The following is a 14,611-nucleotide window of genomic DNA, read 5'->3' on the forward strand; positions in this document are numbered from 1 at the left end:
AAATTAAATTACTCGACCTTTTTGTGACCCGACTGGGGCTCGAACCCAGGACCCCATCATTAAAAGTGATGTGCTCTACCGACTGAGCTATCGAGTCATTGCTTTCAAGAAATTTAATTTGTTTATTACAAAATTTGTGACCCGACTGGGGCTCGAACCCAGGACCCCATCATTAAAAGTGATGTGCTCTACCGACTGAGCTATCGAGTCATTTAATTTCTTGAATGCGGGTGCAAATATACGGAGTTTATTTTATAATTTGCAAGCGTTTTTATTATAATTTTGTCTTTTTTTAATTAACTTTTACAACGCCCTAGTTTATAGGGTTTTATTGAAATGAAAAAAATCGTTTTATTAGGATATATGGGATGCGGAAAGTCAACGATCGCCCAAAATCTGTCAAAAATTACCAATATTCCGTTTTTGGATTTAGATATTTGCATCGAAAAAAGAGCAAATTTGTCCATAAAAGAGATTTTTGAAAAGCATGGAGAGATCTATTTTCGAAAATTAGAGCATGAAATGTTTCTAGAATTGCTTCAATCTTCAGAAAATTACATTATTGGTTTAGGCGGAGGAACCCCATGTTATGCCAATAATCATTTGTTATTGCAACGAGATGATATAATTTCAGTTTATTTAAAAGCTTCGATTGAGACTTTATATAATAGATTAGTGCATAACAAAAGCAAGCGCCCGTTAATTGCTGATATGAATGAAGAGGAAATGAAAGAATTTATCGCGAAGCATTTGTTCGACAGAAGTTTTTATTACAACCATGCACAGCATAAAGTGTCGGTTGATCATAAAACAGTCGAAGATACGGTAAACGATATATTGGCAATATTAGCTTAAGAAGGCGTAATTGTCTCCGTTTTCATCAAAAACAACCTGAACGTGTTCTAATAGTGATGTTGAAAGAGAAATTCCTTTAAAATCAGCTTTTACAGGATATTTTTTATGGTTTCGGTCAACTAGAACTGCAGTCTTGAATTTTTTAAGTGGTACATCTAAGAAATGACGGACTGCATATATTAAGGTAGTTCCAGAATTTAATACATCATCAACCAAAACTAATCCTTTGTTGGCATATTCTTCTTTTGTTAAAGAAGTCTGAATTGGCAGTTGCGGATTCTGTTTGTCGACTTTTACTTCGCAAAGTGAAACTTTTAAAGTAGAAATATCTTTTAAAGCCGAAGCAATTTTTTGAGCAAAAATAGAACCGCTAGAAGCAATTCCGGCAATTACAACTTCTTCTTCGTCAACAAATGTTTCGTAAATCTGATACGCGATACGTTTTATTTTGTGTTCGATTTCCTGATTGGTTAAGATGATATTCTTGCTCATGATGTAATTTTTTGGCTAATGTACAAATAATAAATTCCAAAATTTAAATTCCAAATTCCATTTTTTGGGATTAAAAATCACTGATGAAAATCAATGATGGAATTCCAAATTCCAAGTTTCAAATCCAATCTCGTAGTTTGAAATTGGGATTTCATTATTGAATATGGATTACTTTGGAATTTGAAATTTTTAAAAATTGATAATTAATTTTCTAAATCTCGTCGTCGTCGTCAATAAAATCATTTCCGTAGTCGTCAATATCACGACGATCTTTTTTGGTAGGCCTTCCTGTACCGCTTCTGCGATAATGTTCTTTAGAAAGTTTCAGCATTTCTAAATGTTCGAATGCTTCAGGCGGAGTTTCGTTTTTACGATAAATATCGACAAGTTTTGCTCCAACACGATTTTCTGGAATATCCAGTACAGTTATTATATAGGTAATCTGATCTTTTCTAAAGGTAATTCGGTCGGTAGGAAAAACTTCTTTCGATGGTTTTGCAACCTGCCCATTTACAGTAACCTGATTCTTTTTGCAGGCCTCGGTTACCATATTTCTGGTCTTATAATAACGTACGCACCACAGGTATTTATCTATCCTCATAATTTTTCTAAAATCCAAGTTAAATTCTTTACAAAAATAAATCAATATTGTATCTTGCGCACCTAAAAAAATAACAATAATGAATAAATTTAAATATTACTTTGTTTTATTACTTGCAGGTATTGCAATGGTTTCTTGTAATAAAGATCATGATGATCCTGAAACAGTTCCTTTGAGAGATTATAAGGAGCAGTATAAAGCAGACAAAGACTCTATTGAGGCATATTTAAAAACCCATTATATTGAAGAAGTTACGGCTAATTATGATATTAAAATAACTAAGATTCCTGCGGGTGGGACTCAGGTTTCTATCTGGGATCAAAAAGTTTATCCGTTGCAGACCAGAAAAGTTTACAATCATGATGTTAATTATGATGTATATTATTTGAGTTTAAGAGAAGGAACAGGATTAGCACCTACAAACACAGATCGAATTTCTGCTTCTTATGAAGGAACTTTATTAAATGGAAAAGTTTTTGATTCTTCTTATGGAGTCGCGAGAAGTTTTGAATTGTATATGCATGCTGCTTCATCTGTAATAGATGGATGGGGTGAAATTTTTCCTAAATTTAAAACTGGAACTTCAACAACTGGCGCAGATGGTTCAATTACCTATGATAATTACGGAGCTGGGGTTATGTTCCTGCCTTCAGGATTAGCATATTACGGTGGTGGAGTTGGAGATATACCTTCGTATTCTTGTTTGGTATTTAGTTTTAAATTGTTTAACCTGCAGCGATTGGATCATGATTTTGATGGTGTTTTTGATGTAGATGAAGATATTAATAAAGATGGTTATCTATATGATGTAAGAGATACATCAAGATTCCCAACTCCGCCAGCTGGTTTTACAGATGATACTGATGGCGATGGTATTGCTGATTTTGTAGATACAGATGATGATGGTGATGGATTTTCAACGTATTATGAATTGACAAAACCTGCAGGACAAGTTGGTATTGTTAATGGGTTTAATTACGGTATAAGTACATATTATCCTTGGGATCCGGTTGTAGACAATCCAAATACACCAAATACAGATGAAACTGAACCTAGAGGAATTCCGAGAAGACCAACAGGTGCTCTTACAGATCCTTCTCAGCCAGAATCTATATCAAATCCTAAGAAGTTTGTGGATGAAGATTATACTGCGGCGGGAAGATTAAGAATACATTTAGATAAAACATATCCTTATCAGAAAAAATAGTTTCAAGGATTAATTAGAAATAGAAAACCTCAAAATTCAATTTTGAGGTTTTTTTTGTCTTTATATGAAACTAAAAATTCTATTTCACAATTAAATAATGGATAAGAAAAAAGACCATAAAATAAAAAACCTCGAAATGTGAATTTCGAGGTTTTTTTATGAGATGAGAAAATGAATTATTTTCTTTTGATTACTCTTTCTACAGCTTCAACAATTGCTTGGTTGTTTAACTTGTATTTCTCCATTAATTGCTCAGGAGTTCCAGATTCTCCAAAACTATCTTTAACTGCTACAAATTCTTGTGGCGTTGGATTGTTTAAAGCTAATACTCCAGAAACACTTTCTCCAAGACCTCCAAGGTAGTTGTGTTCTTCTGCCGTAACTACACATTTGGTTTTAGCCACAGATTTTAAAATAGCTTCTTCGTCAAGAGGTTTAATAGTATGGATGTTGATTACTTCAGCAGAAATTCCTTTTGCTTCAAGAGCTTCAGCTGCGATAAGTGCTTCCCAAACTAAATGTCCTGTTGCAATAATAGTAACATCTGTTCCTTCATTTAACATGATTGCTTTTCCAATTACGAAAGGCTCATCAGCAGGTGTGAAGTTAGGTACAACTGGACGCCCGAAACGTAAATAAGCAGGACCGTGGTGATCTGCTAAAGCTAAAGTTGCAGCTTTTGTCTGGTTGTAATCGCAAGTATTGATTACAGTCATACCAGGTAACATTTTCATTAACCCGATATCTTCTAAGATTTGGTGTGTGGCACCGTCTTCACCTAGTGTTAAACCAGCGTGAGAAGCACAAATTTTTACGTTTTTATCTGAATAAGCAACAGACTGACGGATTTGATCGTAAACTCTTCCGGTAGAAAAGTTAGCAAAAGTTCCTGTAAAAGGAATTTTTCCTCCAATTGTTAAACCTGCTGCAATTCCAATCATGTTCGCTTCTGCGATACCAATTTGGAAAAAACGCTCTGGGTGATTCTTTTTGAAATCATCAAATTTTAATGATCCGATTAAGTCAGCACATAATGCTACTACATTTTCGTTTTTTTGACCTAATTCAGTCATTCCCGCTCCAAAACCAGAACGAGTATCTTTACTTCCTGTATTTGTATATTTTTTCATTTTTTATTTTTTGAGATGCTAAGCTTCTAAGTAACTTGGGATTCTAAGCTGAAAACCCAACACTGAAACGGCACACTTTTTAATAGTCAACCTGATCTGCAGAATAGTTTTGAGCAAGAGCGTTTTCTAACTGCTCGTTGTTTGGAGCTTTACCATGCCAAGCATGAGTGTGCATCATAAAATCAACTCCGTTGCCCATTTCTGTATGTAATAGTACACAAACTGGTTTTCCTTTTCCGGTTCTTGATTTAGCATCTGTATATCCTGCGATAATAGCATCGATATTGTTTCCTTCTGCAATTTCTAAAACATCCCAGTCGAAAGCTTCAAATTTAGCACGAAGGCTTCCCATTGCTAAAACTTCATCAGTTGTTCCGTCAATTTGTTTTCCATTAACGTCTACAGTTGCAATAAGGTTGTCTACTTTTTTAGCAGAAGCATACATGATAGCTTCCCAGTTTTGTCCTTCTTGTAACTCTCCATCTCCGTGTAATGTAAAAACTAAATGTTTATCACCATTTAATTTTTTAGCTTGAGCCGCACCAAGAGCAACAGATAAACCTTGTCCTAATGATCCAGAAGCCATACGAACTCCAGGTAATCCTTCGTGAGTTGTAGGGTGTCCTTGTAAACGAGAGTTTAATAATCTAAAGGTTGCAAGTTCTGAAATTGGGAAATAGCCGCTACGAGCTAAAACGCTATAAAATACTGGTGAAATATGTCCGTTTGAAAGGAAGAAGATATCTTCTCCAATTCCGTCCATGTCAAAACCTTCTTTACGTTCCATAATATTTTGGTATAATGTTACCAAAAATTCAGTACAACCTAATGATCCACCTGGGTGACCTGAGTTGACAGCATGTACCATTCTAAGAATATCTCTTCTTACCTGGATCGTTAAATCGCTTAATTGTTGTGTGTTAGGCTTCATTTTATATGTAAAAGTTAAACTGGTAGCAAAAGTAATTTTTATTTTGCGGGAAGACAAATGATTTTCTGCTTTAGTTTTACAGCAATTGTTAAATTTAGCCGATTTTCTTACATTAATTAAAAAAATATAACGACCGTTTCGTCTTTGAGTCCTTAATAAGTGTGGTTTTTACAATTTATTTTCAATCCTGAAAAAAAAAAATTGTTAATAAAAAAGTCCTGCGTTTAGGCAGGACTTTTAAATACAATTTTTTTATAAGTAAAAACAGCATCAGTTGTCACCTTCGCTGTAATAGTTGTTTTCCTCGTCTTCAGAACCAATTTCTTCTTGTTGGTCATCAAGTTCAGAGCCGGGAATGTCTAAATCGTTTCCTAGTTTGTCGCTATTCTGTTTCCATTCATTATTATTTTGAGTGATGGTTTTATCGGTAGAAATTTCATCAGCGTCAATATCTTCTAATTTATCTTCATTGTTGTAAATGTCTTCGCTGGCCGGATAATTCATTTCATCCAGATTGCGTTCGATTTCATTCTCATTCGTTTTTTCAGAATTTTTCATAATCCTACGGTTTTAATAATGGCTAAAGCAAGTCGAAATAACGTAGTTGGTTATCTCTTTATGCTTTGTAAAATTATATAATTCATGTTTTGAGAATGTTATAATATTACGTTTGGGAATTCTACCTTTTACATGTTTTGTGAAAGTTCCAATTTTTTAAAATTCCAAATTCCAAATCAAGAATTATAATTTTCCTTCCACATAACTGGCAATCTGTGAATCAGTAAAAGAACTGAAAGTTGATCCTGCCAGTTGAAAATTTAAGAATAGAGTAGAATCTTTTAATTCCATTTTTACCTCATTGCTGTCGTCAGTGTTTGTTAGTTTGATAATCGACATACTTTCTTTTAAAGCTTCTTTTCCTATTTCATCGCTGCAGATTTTTTTTACAAACGATTCGATATCATCAAATACAATGTCTAATCTTGATAATGGATATTCATCATAAGCTGTAAAAGTTGCCCAGTCAATATCTACCGTAATATTATAGCCTGAGCGTTCGTATAGTTTTTGTTCAAAAGCTGGAAGTTTTTCTGTTTTAATCGATTCTGCTAATCTTTTTTCTGCTAATCCCATATATATTAAAATTAAAAAGTGTGAAGCAAAAATAGATTCATGATTTTTACTCGGCATCACCATTTATAATGATTTTGATAGTTTATTTTTCAAAGGTTAGAGAATTAAAAAATGAAGAGCTATTTAAAAATAATGATTTGAAGTATGAAAAATTGGAATAAATGGAATATCGATTTTTATAATTATCTAATTGACAAATTTTCTACTTAAATTTTCCTCAAATTGGTTTATCTTTGCCGTCCCGAACGATAGGGAGAAAAACGAATTTATGAAGTTTGATTTATTACAGAAAGATCCGCAGTCGAAAGCGAGAGCGGGAAGTATTACTACAGATCACGGAGTTATAGAAACTCCTATTTTTATGCCCGTTGGAACGGTTGCTTCTGTAAAAGGAGTGCATCAGCGAGAACTTAAAGAAGAAATAAATCCTGATATTATTTTAGGAAACACCTACCATTTATATTTACGTCCGCAGACTGAAATTCTTGAAAAAGCAGGAGGATTGCACAAATTCATGAATTGGGATCGCAATATTTTGACTGATTCTGGCGGATATCAAGTATATTCTCTTTCTTCAAATAGAAAAATTAAAGAAGAAGGTGTGAAGTTTAAATCGCATATCGACGGTTCGTACCACTTTTTTACTCCAGAAAATGTAATGGAAATTCAGCGTACCATTGGTGCTGATATTATTATGGCATTTGACGAATGTACCCCTTACCCTTGTGATTACCGTTATGCACAGCGTTCTATGCATATGACGCATCGTTGGTTAGATCGTTGCATTAATCATTTGGAGAAAGTTCCTTATAAATATGGATATGAGCAAACGTTTTTTCCAATTGTTCAAGGAAGTACATATAAAGATCTGCGTCGCCAGTCGGCTGAATATATTGCTAATTCTGGACAACAAGGAAATGCAATTGGCGGACTTTCTGTTGGTGAACCTGCAGAAGAAATGTATGCTATGACAGAAGTAGTGTGCGAAATCCTTCCAGAAGACAAACCACGTTATTTAATGGGAGTGGGAACTCCAATCAATATATTAGAAAATATTGCGTTAGGAATTGATATGTTCGACTGCGTTATGCCAACCCGTAATGCAAGAAATGGTATGTTGTTTACCGCAAACGGAACGATCAATATTAAAAACAAAAAGTGGGAAGCTGATTTTTCTCCAATTGATGAAATGGGACATACTTTTGTTGATACAGAATATTCTAAAGCCTATTTACGTCACTTATTTGCGGCCAACGAATATTTAGGAAAACAAATTGCCACAATTCATAATCTTGGTTTCTATATGTGGTTGGTTCGTGAAGCCAGAAAACATATCTTAGCCGGAGATTTTAGGCCATGGAAAGAAATGATGGTTAAAAATATGAGTCAAAGACTTTAAAAGAGTTATGAATTATGAGTTATGAATTAGCTGTTGGCGCAATTCATTAACTCATAATTTATAATTCATAATTCATAATTTAAATATGCTGTCAATAATAGATAAATACATCTTAAAAAGATATCTCGGAACTTTTTCTGTGATGCTTCTTTTGTTTGCACCAATCGGGATTGTAATCGACGTTTCTGAAAAAGTAAACAAGATGCTCGAAAACAAGATTCCGTTTATGGATATTGCGTTCTATTATTACAATTTTACCATTTACTTTATCAACTCCTTATTCCCGATATTTTTGTTTTTATCGGTAATTTGGTTTACTTCGAAATTGGCTAATAATACCGAAATCATTGCCATTCTAAGCTCAGGTATTTCATTTACACGTTTTCTTCGTCCTTATATTATAGGAGCAACAATTGTTTCGCTTTTTGTATTGTTAATGGGATTTTTTATTGTACCGGCAGCTAGTGAAGGTTACAATAACTTTAGATATACGTATTTAAAAGGTGGCGGTAAAGAACTCATGCGGGGTGAAAACACCAATGTTTACAGACAAATTAACGATCACGATTTTATTTTCGTAAACAGTTTTAATGAAGAGTCTAAAACCGCTTTTAATTTTACATTAGAACATTTCGAAAAAGAAAAATTAACCTATAAAATCACAGCAAGCCGTATTAAATGGGATCCGAAAGCGAAAACCTATATTTTATACGATTATACCAAAAGAACGCTTGGAGAGTTAAATGATGTTATTGAAAAAGTGCCAGAGAAAAAAGAAAAATTTAAATTCGAACTGGCTGATTTAACTCCTGTTGTTTACATCGCTGAAACATTGACTTTAGGTAAGCTGATTGATTTTATCGAAAAAGAAAGAAAAAGAGGTTCCGGAAACATCAATACCTATTTAGTGGTGCTTTATAAAAAATACAGTATTCCAGTTTCGGCTTTTATTTTGACAATTATTGCGGTTTCGGTTTCTTCAATGAAACGTCGTGGCGGAATGGGAATGAACCTTGCGATAGGAATTGCGATTGCGTTTTCATTTGTATTTTTTGATAAAATATTCGGGACACTTGCCGAAAAATCGACTTTCTCACCTTTATTAGCTGTTTGGTTCCCAAATATTGTTTTCGGAATTCTGGCAGTTTACTTATTACGTAATGCGAAACGATAATTTAAAAAGTTATTTAAATCTTCATTTAATTGTTTTTATCTGGGGTTTTACAGCCATTTTAGGTGCTTTGATTACTATTGATGCCGAAAATCTAGTTTGGTACAGAATGCTGATTGCCATGATTTTTTTAGGTGGATTTATCGCCTTTAAAAAACAGTCTTTCCAAGTTCCTGTAAAAGAATTTTTTAAATTAATTTTCGTTGGATTATTAATTGCATTGCATTGGATTTTCTTTTTTAAAGCAATACATGTTTCCAATGTTTCTATTACGCTTTCGATCTTTTCTTTAGGGGCATTTTTTGCTTCTTTGTTAGAACCCTTATTTTACGGACGAAAAGTGCTTTGGTATGAAGTTTTCTTCGGACTTGTTATTATTGCAGGTTTAGGTTTGATACTGCAAGTTGAAATAAAATACCTTACGGGAGTATATTATGCATTGGCAGCCATTATTTTGGGAGTTTTATTTACTTTAATGAACGGAAAATTAATCTCAGATCACGAACCTTCCGTTATTACTTTTTATGAATTTGGAGCGGGCGTTTTCTTTATCACGATTTATTTTTTGATTCAAGGAAAATTCACTGCTGATTTCTTTCAAATGTCTTTAAATAACTGGGTTTTATTATTGATTTTGGCATCGATTTGTACGGCGTACGCATTTACAGCTTCGGTAAAAGTAATGCAGCGATTAACGCCATACACCGTAATGTTAACCACTAATTTAGAGCCAGTTTACGGAATTGTTCTGGCATATTTCATTTTGGGAGGAAAAGAAAAAATGAGCGTCGAATTTTATATAGGGGCAGTAATAATTATTATAACGGTTATTCTAAACGGCGTTTTCAAACATTATCAAAACAAAGAAAAATAGTAATATAAATCTTATTTTTAAATTACATTATTATATTTTAAGTACGAATTAATTATACGAATACTATAATATTTTTATATTTGCGGTTCGATTTAAAAACAAAATTCAAAAATCCATGGAATATTTAGATTTTGAGCTTCCAATAAAAGAACTTGAAGAACAGTTAGAAAAGTGTGTCATAATTGGAAAAGAATCTGATGTTGATGTTACACCTACTTGTAAAGAAATCAACAAGAAATTAGAGCAAACTAAGAAAGATATATATAAAAACCTTACTGCTTGGCAGCGTGTACAATTATCAAGACACCCAAACAGACCGTATACTTTAGATTACATTAAAGCGATCTGTGGAGATACTTTCTTAGAACTTCACGGAGACAGAGGTTTTAAAGATGATAAAGCTATGGTAGGCGGACTTGGAAAAGTAAACGGACAGTCGTTTATGATCGTTGGTCAGCAAAAAGGATATAATACAAAAACACGTCAATACCGTAATTTCGGTATGGCAAATCCAGAAGGATACCGTAAGGCTTTGCGTTTAATGAAAATGGCAGAGAAATTCGGAATTCCAGTTCTTACTTTAGTAGATACTCCAGGTGCATATCCAGGACTTGAAGCAGAAGAAAGAGGGCAGGGAGAAGCAATCGCAAGAAACATCTTCGAAATGGTTCGTCTGCAAGTACCAATCATTACGATTATCGTAGGTGAAGGAGCTTCAGGTGGAGCATTAGGAATTGGTGTTGGAGACAAAGTTTATATGTTAGAAAACACTTGGTATTCTGTAATTTCTCCAGAATCATGTTCGTCAATTTTATGGAAAAGCTGGGAGTACAAAGAACGTGCTGCTGAAGCTTTAAAACTGACTTCATCTGACATGAAAAAGCAAAAATTAGTTGATGACGTAATTCCTGAACCACTTGGTGGAGCACATTATGACAGAGAAACTACTTTTAAAACCGTAGCGGAATATATTACTAAAGGATATAATGAATTAAAAGACTTATCAACAGCCCAGTTAATTGCCCAAAGAATGGACAAATACAGTAATATGGGCGAGTTTAAAGAGTAAATTCATAAGATATGATTAAAAGATCCGAAGCCCTGCGGTTTCGGATTTTTTTTTGGTTATGAACAACCTGAATGAATTTATAAACAATATAATAGTTATAACTAGCTGACATTATTTTTTTAAATTTTGTTACTTTCGCTATATGGAAAATTTCAAAAATGTAAACCCTGTAAAGGTAGATAAAACCACTATTATTAATCTCGAAAAAGGTAAGCTTCCTCCTCAAGTAATTGACTTAGAAGAAGCCGTGCTTGGAGCGATGATGATTGATAAAAAGGGAGTAGATGATGTAATTGATATTTTACAGCCCGATGCTTTTTACAAAGATGCACATAAGCATATTTTTGAAGCAATCTTACAGCTCTTTACCGAAACACAGCCAATTGATATTTTGACTGTTTCGACTCAGTTAAAGAAAAACGGAAAGCTGGATTTGGCTGGAGGTGATTTTTATTTAATTCAGCTTACACAGAAGATCGCTTCTTCTGCACACATTGAGTTTCACTCACGTATTATTCTTCAAAAATTTATTCAAAGAAGTTTGATTCGAATTTCTTCGGAAATTATCGAAGAATCGTATGATGAAACAACAGACGTTTTCGATTTGCTAGATAAAGCTGAATCCAAGTTGTATGAAGTAACACAAGGAAATATCAAGCGTAGTTCTGAAACAGCACAGAGTTTGGTTCTTCAAGCCAAAAAACGTATTGAAGAAATTGCCGGTAAAGAAGGTTTGAGTGGTATTGCCACCGGATTTGAAAAATTAGATGAAGTAACTTCAGGATGGCAGCCTTCGGATTTGATTATTATTGCGGCACGTCCGGGTATGGGTAAAACAGCATTCGTACTTTCGATGGCGCGAAATGTTAGTATTCAGTTTGGACATGCGGTAGCGATTTTTTCTCTTGAGATGGCATCTGTTCAGTTAATTACAAGGCTTATTTCTTCTGAAACTGGATTGTCTTCGGAAAAATTAAGAACTGGTAAATTAGAAAAACACGAATGGGAACAGCTGAGTACTAAAGTAAAAGATTTAGAAAAAGCACCATTATTTATTGATGATACGCCATCGCTTTCAATTTTCGACTTACGTGCAAAATGCCGTCGTTTGGCATCACAGCACGGAATTAAATTAATCATTATTGACTACTTGCAGTTAATGACTGCGGGAGGTAGTGGTAAAGGAGGAGGAAACCGTGAGCAGGAAATCTCGACTATTTCGCGAAACCTAAAAGCATTGGCAAAAGAGTTAAACGTACCAGTAATTGCACTTTCACAGTTATCCCGTGCTGTTGAAACCCGTGGATCTAGTAAACGTCCGCTTCTTTCGGATCTTCGTGAATCTGGAGCGATTGAGCAGGATGCCGATATTGTATCGTTTATTTATCGTCCAGAATATTATAAAATTGAAGAATGGGATGATGATGAACAATCATCAACAACAGGTCAGGCAGAGTTTATTATAGCCAAACACCGTAACGGTGGACTTGAAAATATACGTTTGAAATTCTTAGGTCATTTAGGAAAGTTCGACAACTTAGAAGAATTTACAGGAGGTTATGATGATCTTCCATCTAAAATGAATCACGATGACAATCCGTTTATCACTAAAAATCTGCCTTCTGCAAATGAAGCTTTCGGCAGTAACCTAAATGATGACGACGATGACAGCGATGTTCCGTTTTAATTCCAAATAAAATTAATTTCTAAAAAAGTCTTTGTAAATACGTTCTTACAAAGACTTTTTTTTGTTTAACTTTTATTAGAATATTGGCATAATTTACAGAATAATATTTCTTACATAAAAATTAATTCGGTAGTTTAGCAAGACCATAAACAATTAACTAACTTTTAAATTCTTTAAAACTATGAGTGAAGAAATCTTTCCAGGACCTATTAAAGTTCCATTGTCTATTGCTAAAGAATGGGAAAAAAGATACGACGAAAGTGTCAGTACCATTGAAACTGCCAGAGGGGTTCAAAAAGTAAAAGGATTTCTAATTCCTAGAGAAACTTTAGAAAATGTTTTAAAACTAGAGACCACAGCCGTTCGTGCCTATTTAGGTATAAACGATGAAGGCGAAAAAAACTTATTTTTTGTAGGAGCAGAAAAAGATGACGCAGGTAAATACATTGATGTTTACGGAGTTGGTGCTTCAAACGGTATAAGTGCCAGAGCTGGGGAAGAGGCTGAAGAAGTAGTATATGACGGTACACGCCCTAGTCCGCCATATTGATTTTTTATGTATCTAAAAAATGGATGATTTTTTAATATATTCAGGTTATTTGATTTTATTATTAAATCTAATACTCTATTCATATAGCTTTTTCCGAAAGGAAAAAGCTAATGTTTTTTTTGTGTGTTATTTGGCTTTTTCATTTACAATGCAGTTTTCTATGGAACTGTTATATCATTTGGGAATTAAAAATTTAATAGTTGTAAATCTATTTTTTATTGGACAAATGATATTACTGGGAATGTTTTACAATTCATTAATGCAGATTAAAAGCCAAAAGATATTCGTAAAATCTTGTTTAGCTGTTGGATTATTAGTGTTAACAACACAGCTTATTATAGATTCTGCAGAGTTTTTTAAATTTAATTTGTTCGAAATCACTTTTACATCACTTCTTATTGTGGTTTTTGCCTTGCTTCATTTTTACAATATGCTTACAGAAACTAAAACCTATTATTACGTTACTGTTGGTATTGTGATTTATTTATTGGCAAGCACTGTTTTGTTTATAATAGGAAACCTTTCTTTAGGGCTTAGTGATGATCTAAAGTACTTAAGCTGGAAACTAAATGCTTTTTTAATGGTCATTTATCAACTCTTTATATTATATGATTGGATAAAAAGTTTTTTCAAAAAGACCCTACTAACTTAATACGATCCTCTTATTGCAATATGACTACTCATTCAATTCCAGAAAAAGAACTTGTCGCTATAATTCTCTACATTTCACTGTTTTTAATAATAGTTGCCATCATATTGATTATATTTTTCTATTTCTCAAGAAAAAAAATTATTCAAAAAGAACTTGAAAAGAAAGATTTGATATTACAATACCAAAAGGAACAGCTTCATGCGATTATTGTAACTCAAGAAGAAGAACGTAAACGTATAGCACAAGATTTACATGATGATATTAGTTCAAAATTAAATATCGTTTCGCTAAACACTCATTTGCTTTCTGCTCCAAATTTAACAACCGACGAAACCAATGAAATTACTGAGAACATCATTAATTTAACAGCAAAAGCGTTGGAAAATTCCAGAAAAATTGCCCATAATTTACTTCCGCCTGTTTTTGAAAAATTTGGATTAAATGCTGGAGTTGAAGAATTGTGTGAAGAATTTGAAAGTAGTAAATCAGTAAAAACGCATTATAAAAACGAAATTGATTTTGATCAGAAAGATATAGATCGCCACTTGCATATTTTCAGAATACTGCAAGAATTGATGAATAATTCGCTTCGTCATGGAAAAGCAAGCGAAATATGGATTGCTTTTACAAATGACAATGGAACCAATACCTGTCATTATGAAGATAATGGGATTGGTTTTGACAGCAGTAACCTCGAAAACCAAAAAGGTCTGGGAATGAAAAACATAGACAGCCGAGTATCTTTTTTAAACGGAACCATTAAATTTGACTCACAAATAGGCAAAGGCATTGCGGTAAATTTTACTTTTTAAGATAAAAACAGGAAATAATCGCTCTTTAACATCAATAAAATAAGGTT

At 33.5% G+C, this 14,611-nt stretch carries 16 protein-coding genes and 2 tRNA genes; 10 read left to right on the top strand and 8 right to left on the bottom strand.

The features are described 5' to 3' along the window. Positions 1 to 24: 24 nt before the first annotated feature. Positions 25 to 97 (bottom strand) — tRNA-Lys (locus J0383_RS15695). A 40-nt stretch (positions 98 to 137) separates the two neighbouring features. Next, positions 138 to 210 (bottom strand) — tRNA-Lys (locus J0383_RS15700). A 126-nt stretch (positions 211 to 336) separates the two neighbouring features. Here J0383_RS15700 and J0383_RS15705 point away from each other — a divergent pair. Continuing rightward, entirely contained in the window at positions 337 to 855 is a 519-nt protein-coding gene (locus J0383_RS15705) for a shikimate kinase (RefSeq protein ID WP_207294941.1), read from the top strand. Here the strand turns inward: J0383_RS15705 and J0383_RS15710 are convergent. Both J0383_RS15710 and J0383_RS15715 read right to left on the bottom strand, forming a co-directional pair. Then, positions 847 to 1,347, bottom strand: a complete 501-nt coding sequence (locus J0383_RS15710) for a phosphoribosyltransferase family protein (RefSeq protein WP_207294942.1) — start codon at positions 1,345 to 1,347, stop codon at positions 847 to 849. The genes J0383_RS15705 and J0383_RS15710 overlap by 9 nt on opposite strands. A gap of 211 nt (positions 1,348 to 1,558) precedes the next feature. Beyond that, positions 1,559 to 1,948, bottom strand: a complete 390-nt coding sequence (locus J0383_RS15715) for an RNA-binding S4 domain-containing protein (protein WP_207294943.1) — start codon at positions 1,946 to 1,948, stop codon at positions 1,559 to 1,561. Positions 1,949 to 2,027: 79 nt separating this feature from the next. Between J0383_RS15715 and J0383_RS15720 the strand changes: the two genes are divergently transcribed. Next, on the top strand, positions 2,028 to 3,155 hold the full coding sequence (locus J0383_RS15720; RefSeq protein ID WP_207294944.1) for an FKBP-type peptidyl-prolyl cis-trans isomerase: 1,128 nt from the start codon (positions 2,028 to 2,030) through the stop codon (positions 3,153 to 3,155). Between the two features lie 176 nt (positions 3,156 to 3,331). Here the strand turns inward: J0383_RS15720 and J0383_RS15725 are convergent, their stop codons facing one another. From J0383_RS15725 to J0383_RS15740, 4 genes are all read right to left on the bottom strand, one after another. Further along, positions 3,332 to 4,285: a transketolase family protein gene (locus J0383_RS15725; protein ID WP_207294945.1), complete on the bottom strand. Its 954-nt coding sequence runs from the start codon at positions 4,283 to 4,285 to the stop codon at positions 3,332 to 3,334. 79 nt (positions 4,286 to 4,364) lie between these two features. Next, positions 4,365 to 5,216, bottom strand: a complete 852-nt coding sequence (locus J0383_RS15730) for a transketolase (RefSeq protein WP_207294946.1) — start codon at positions 5,214 to 5,216, stop codon at positions 4,365 to 4,367. Positions 5,217 to 5,486: 270 nt separating this feature from the next. Next, positions 5,487 to 5,774 carry a hypothetical protein gene (locus tag J0383_RS15735; RefSeq protein ID WP_207294947.1) on the bottom strand — a complete coding sequence of 96 codons (288 nt, stop codon included), beginning with the start codon at positions 5,772 to 5,774 and terminating at the stop codon, positions 5,487 to 5,489. 183 nt (positions 5,775 to 5,957) lie between these two features. After that, positions 5,958 to 6,350: a hypothetical protein gene (locus J0383_RS15740; RefSeq protein ID WP_207294948.1), complete on the bottom strand. Its 393-nt coding sequence runs from the start codon at positions 6,348 to 6,350 to the stop codon at positions 5,958 to 5,960. Between the two features lie 268 nt (positions 6,351 to 6,618). Between J0383_RS15740 and tgt the strand changes: the two genes are divergently transcribed. The 8 genes from tgt (at position 6,619) to J0383_RS15780 (ending at position 14,564) form a co-directional block, all read left to right on the top strand. After that, positions 6,619 to 7,749: a tRNA guanosine(34) transglycosylase Tgt gene (tgt, locus tag J0383_RS15745; RefSeq protein ID WP_091497473.1), complete on the top strand. Its 1,131-nt coding sequence runs from the start codon at positions 6,619 to 6,621 to the stop codon at positions 7,747 to 7,749. Positions 7,750 to 7,834: 85 nt separating this feature from the next. Beyond that, entirely contained in the window at positions 7,835 to 8,923 is a 1,089-nt protein-coding gene (locus J0383_RS15750) for an LptF/LptG family permease (protein ID WP_207294949.1), read from the top strand. Continuing rightward, positions 8,910 to 9,794: a DMT family transporter gene (locus J0383_RS15755; RefSeq protein ID WP_207294950.1), complete on the top strand. Its 885-nt coding sequence runs from the start codon at positions 8,910 to 8,912 to the stop codon at positions 9,792 to 9,794. Before J0383_RS15750 ends, J0383_RS15755 begins: the two co-directional genes overlap by 14 nt. Positions 9,795 to 9,909: 115 nt before the next feature. After that, the gene (locus J0383_RS15760) at positions 9,910 to 10,863 is read left to right on the top strand and encodes an acetyl-CoA carboxylase carboxyltransferase subunit alpha (RefSeq protein WP_207294951.1); all 954 of its coding nucleotides are present in this window, start codon (positions 9,910 to 9,912) and stop codon (positions 10,861 to 10,863) included. Positions 10,864 to 11,005: 142 nt separating this feature from the next. Next, positions 11,006 to 12,550, top strand: a complete 1,545-nt coding sequence (gene dnaB / locus J0383_RS15765; protein WP_207294952.1) for a replicative DNA helicase — start codon at positions 11,006 to 11,008, stop codon at positions 12,548 to 12,550. A gap of 181 nt (positions 12,551 to 12,731) precedes the next feature. Continuing rightward, complete coding sequence (locus J0383_RS15770; protein WP_207294953.1) at positions 12,732 to 13,100, top strand: hypothetical protein; 369 nt, start codon at positions 12,732 to 12,734, stop codon at positions 13,098 to 13,100. Positions 13,101 to 13,119: 19 nt separating this feature from the next. Next, positions 13,120 to 13,752 carry a hypothetical protein gene (locus J0383_RS15775; RefSeq protein ID WP_207294954.1) on the top strand — a complete coding sequence of 211 codons (633 nt, stop codon included), beginning with the start codon at positions 13,120 to 13,122 and terminating at the stop codon, positions 13,750 to 13,752. A gap of 20 nt (positions 13,753 to 13,772) precedes the next feature. After that, a complete protein-coding gene (locus J0383_RS15780) occupies positions 13,773 to 14,564 on the top strand; it encodes a sensor histidine kinase (protein WP_207294955.1) in 792 nt (263 codons plus the stop codon). Positions 14,565 to 14,611 lie beyond the last annotated feature (47 nt).

It is taken from the genome of Flavobacterium endoglycinae, from assembly GCF_017352115.1.
Classification (GTDB): Bacteria; Bacteroidota; Bacteroidia; order Flavobacteriales; family Flavobacteriaceae; genus Flavobacterium; species Flavobacterium endoglycinae.

Excerpts from the sequence above, each read along its gene's own strand:
- J0383_RS15705 (WP_207294941.1), top strand. The coding sequence starts at position 337 with ATGAAAAAAATCGTTTTATTAGGATATATGGGATGCGGAAAGTCAACG.
- J0383_RS15710 (WP_207294942.1), bottom strand. The coding sequence starts at position 1,347 with ATGAGCAAGAATATCATCTTAACCAATCAGGAAATCGAACACAAAATA.
- J0383_RS15715 (WP_207294943.1), bottom strand. The coding sequence starts at position 1,948 with ATGAGGATAGATAAATACCTGTGGTGCGTACGTTATTATAAGACCAGA.
- J0383_RS15720 (WP_207294944.1), top strand. The coding sequence starts at position 2,028 with ATGAATAAATTTAAATATTACTTTGTTTTATTACTTGCAGGTATTGCA.
- J0383_RS15725 (WP_207294945.1), bottom strand. The coding sequence starts at position 4,285 with ATGAAAAAATATACAAATACAGGAAGTAAAGATACTCGTTCTGGTTTT.
- J0383_RS15730 (WP_207294946.1), bottom strand. The coding sequence starts at position 5,216 with ATGAAGCCTAACACACAACAATTAAGCGATTTAACGATCCAGGTAAGA.
- J0383_RS15735 (WP_207294947.1), bottom strand. The coding sequence starts at position 5,774 with ATGAAAAATTCTGAAAAAACGAATGAGAATGAAATCGAACGCAATCTG.
- J0383_RS15740 (WP_207294948.1), bottom strand. The coding sequence starts at position 6,350 with ATGGGATTAGCAGAAAAAAGATTAGCAGAATCGATTAAAACAGAAAAA.
- tgt (WP_091497473.1), top strand. The coding sequence starts at position 6,619 with ATGAAGTTTGATTTATTACAGAAAGATCCGCAGTCGAAAGCGAGAGCG.
- J0383_RS15750 (WP_207294949.1), top strand. The coding sequence starts at position 7,835 with ATGCTGTCAATAATAGATAAATACATCTTAAAAAGATATCTCGGAACT.
- J0383_RS15755 (WP_207294950.1), top strand. The coding sequence starts at position 8,910 with ATGCGAAACGATAATTTAAAAAGTTATTTAAATCTTCATTTAATTGTT.
- J0383_RS15760 (WP_207294951.1), top strand. The coding sequence starts at position 9,910 with ATGGAATATTTAGATTTTGAGCTTCCAATAAAAGAACTTGAAGAACAG.
- dnaB (WP_207294952.1), top strand. The coding sequence starts at position 11,006 with ATGGAAAATTTCAAAAATGTAAACCCTGTAAAGGTAGATAAAACCACT.
- J0383_RS15770 (WP_207294953.1), top strand. The coding sequence starts at position 12,732 with ATGAGTGAAGAAATCTTTCCAGGACCTATTAAAGTTCCATTGTCTATT.
- J0383_RS15775 (WP_207294954.1), top strand. The coding sequence starts at position 13,120 with ATGGATGATTTTTTAATATATTCAGGTTATTTGATTTTATTATTAAAT.
- J0383_RS15780 (WP_207294955.1), top strand. The coding sequence starts at position 13,773 with ATGACTACTCATTCAATTCCAGAAAAAGAACTTGTCGCTATAATTCTC.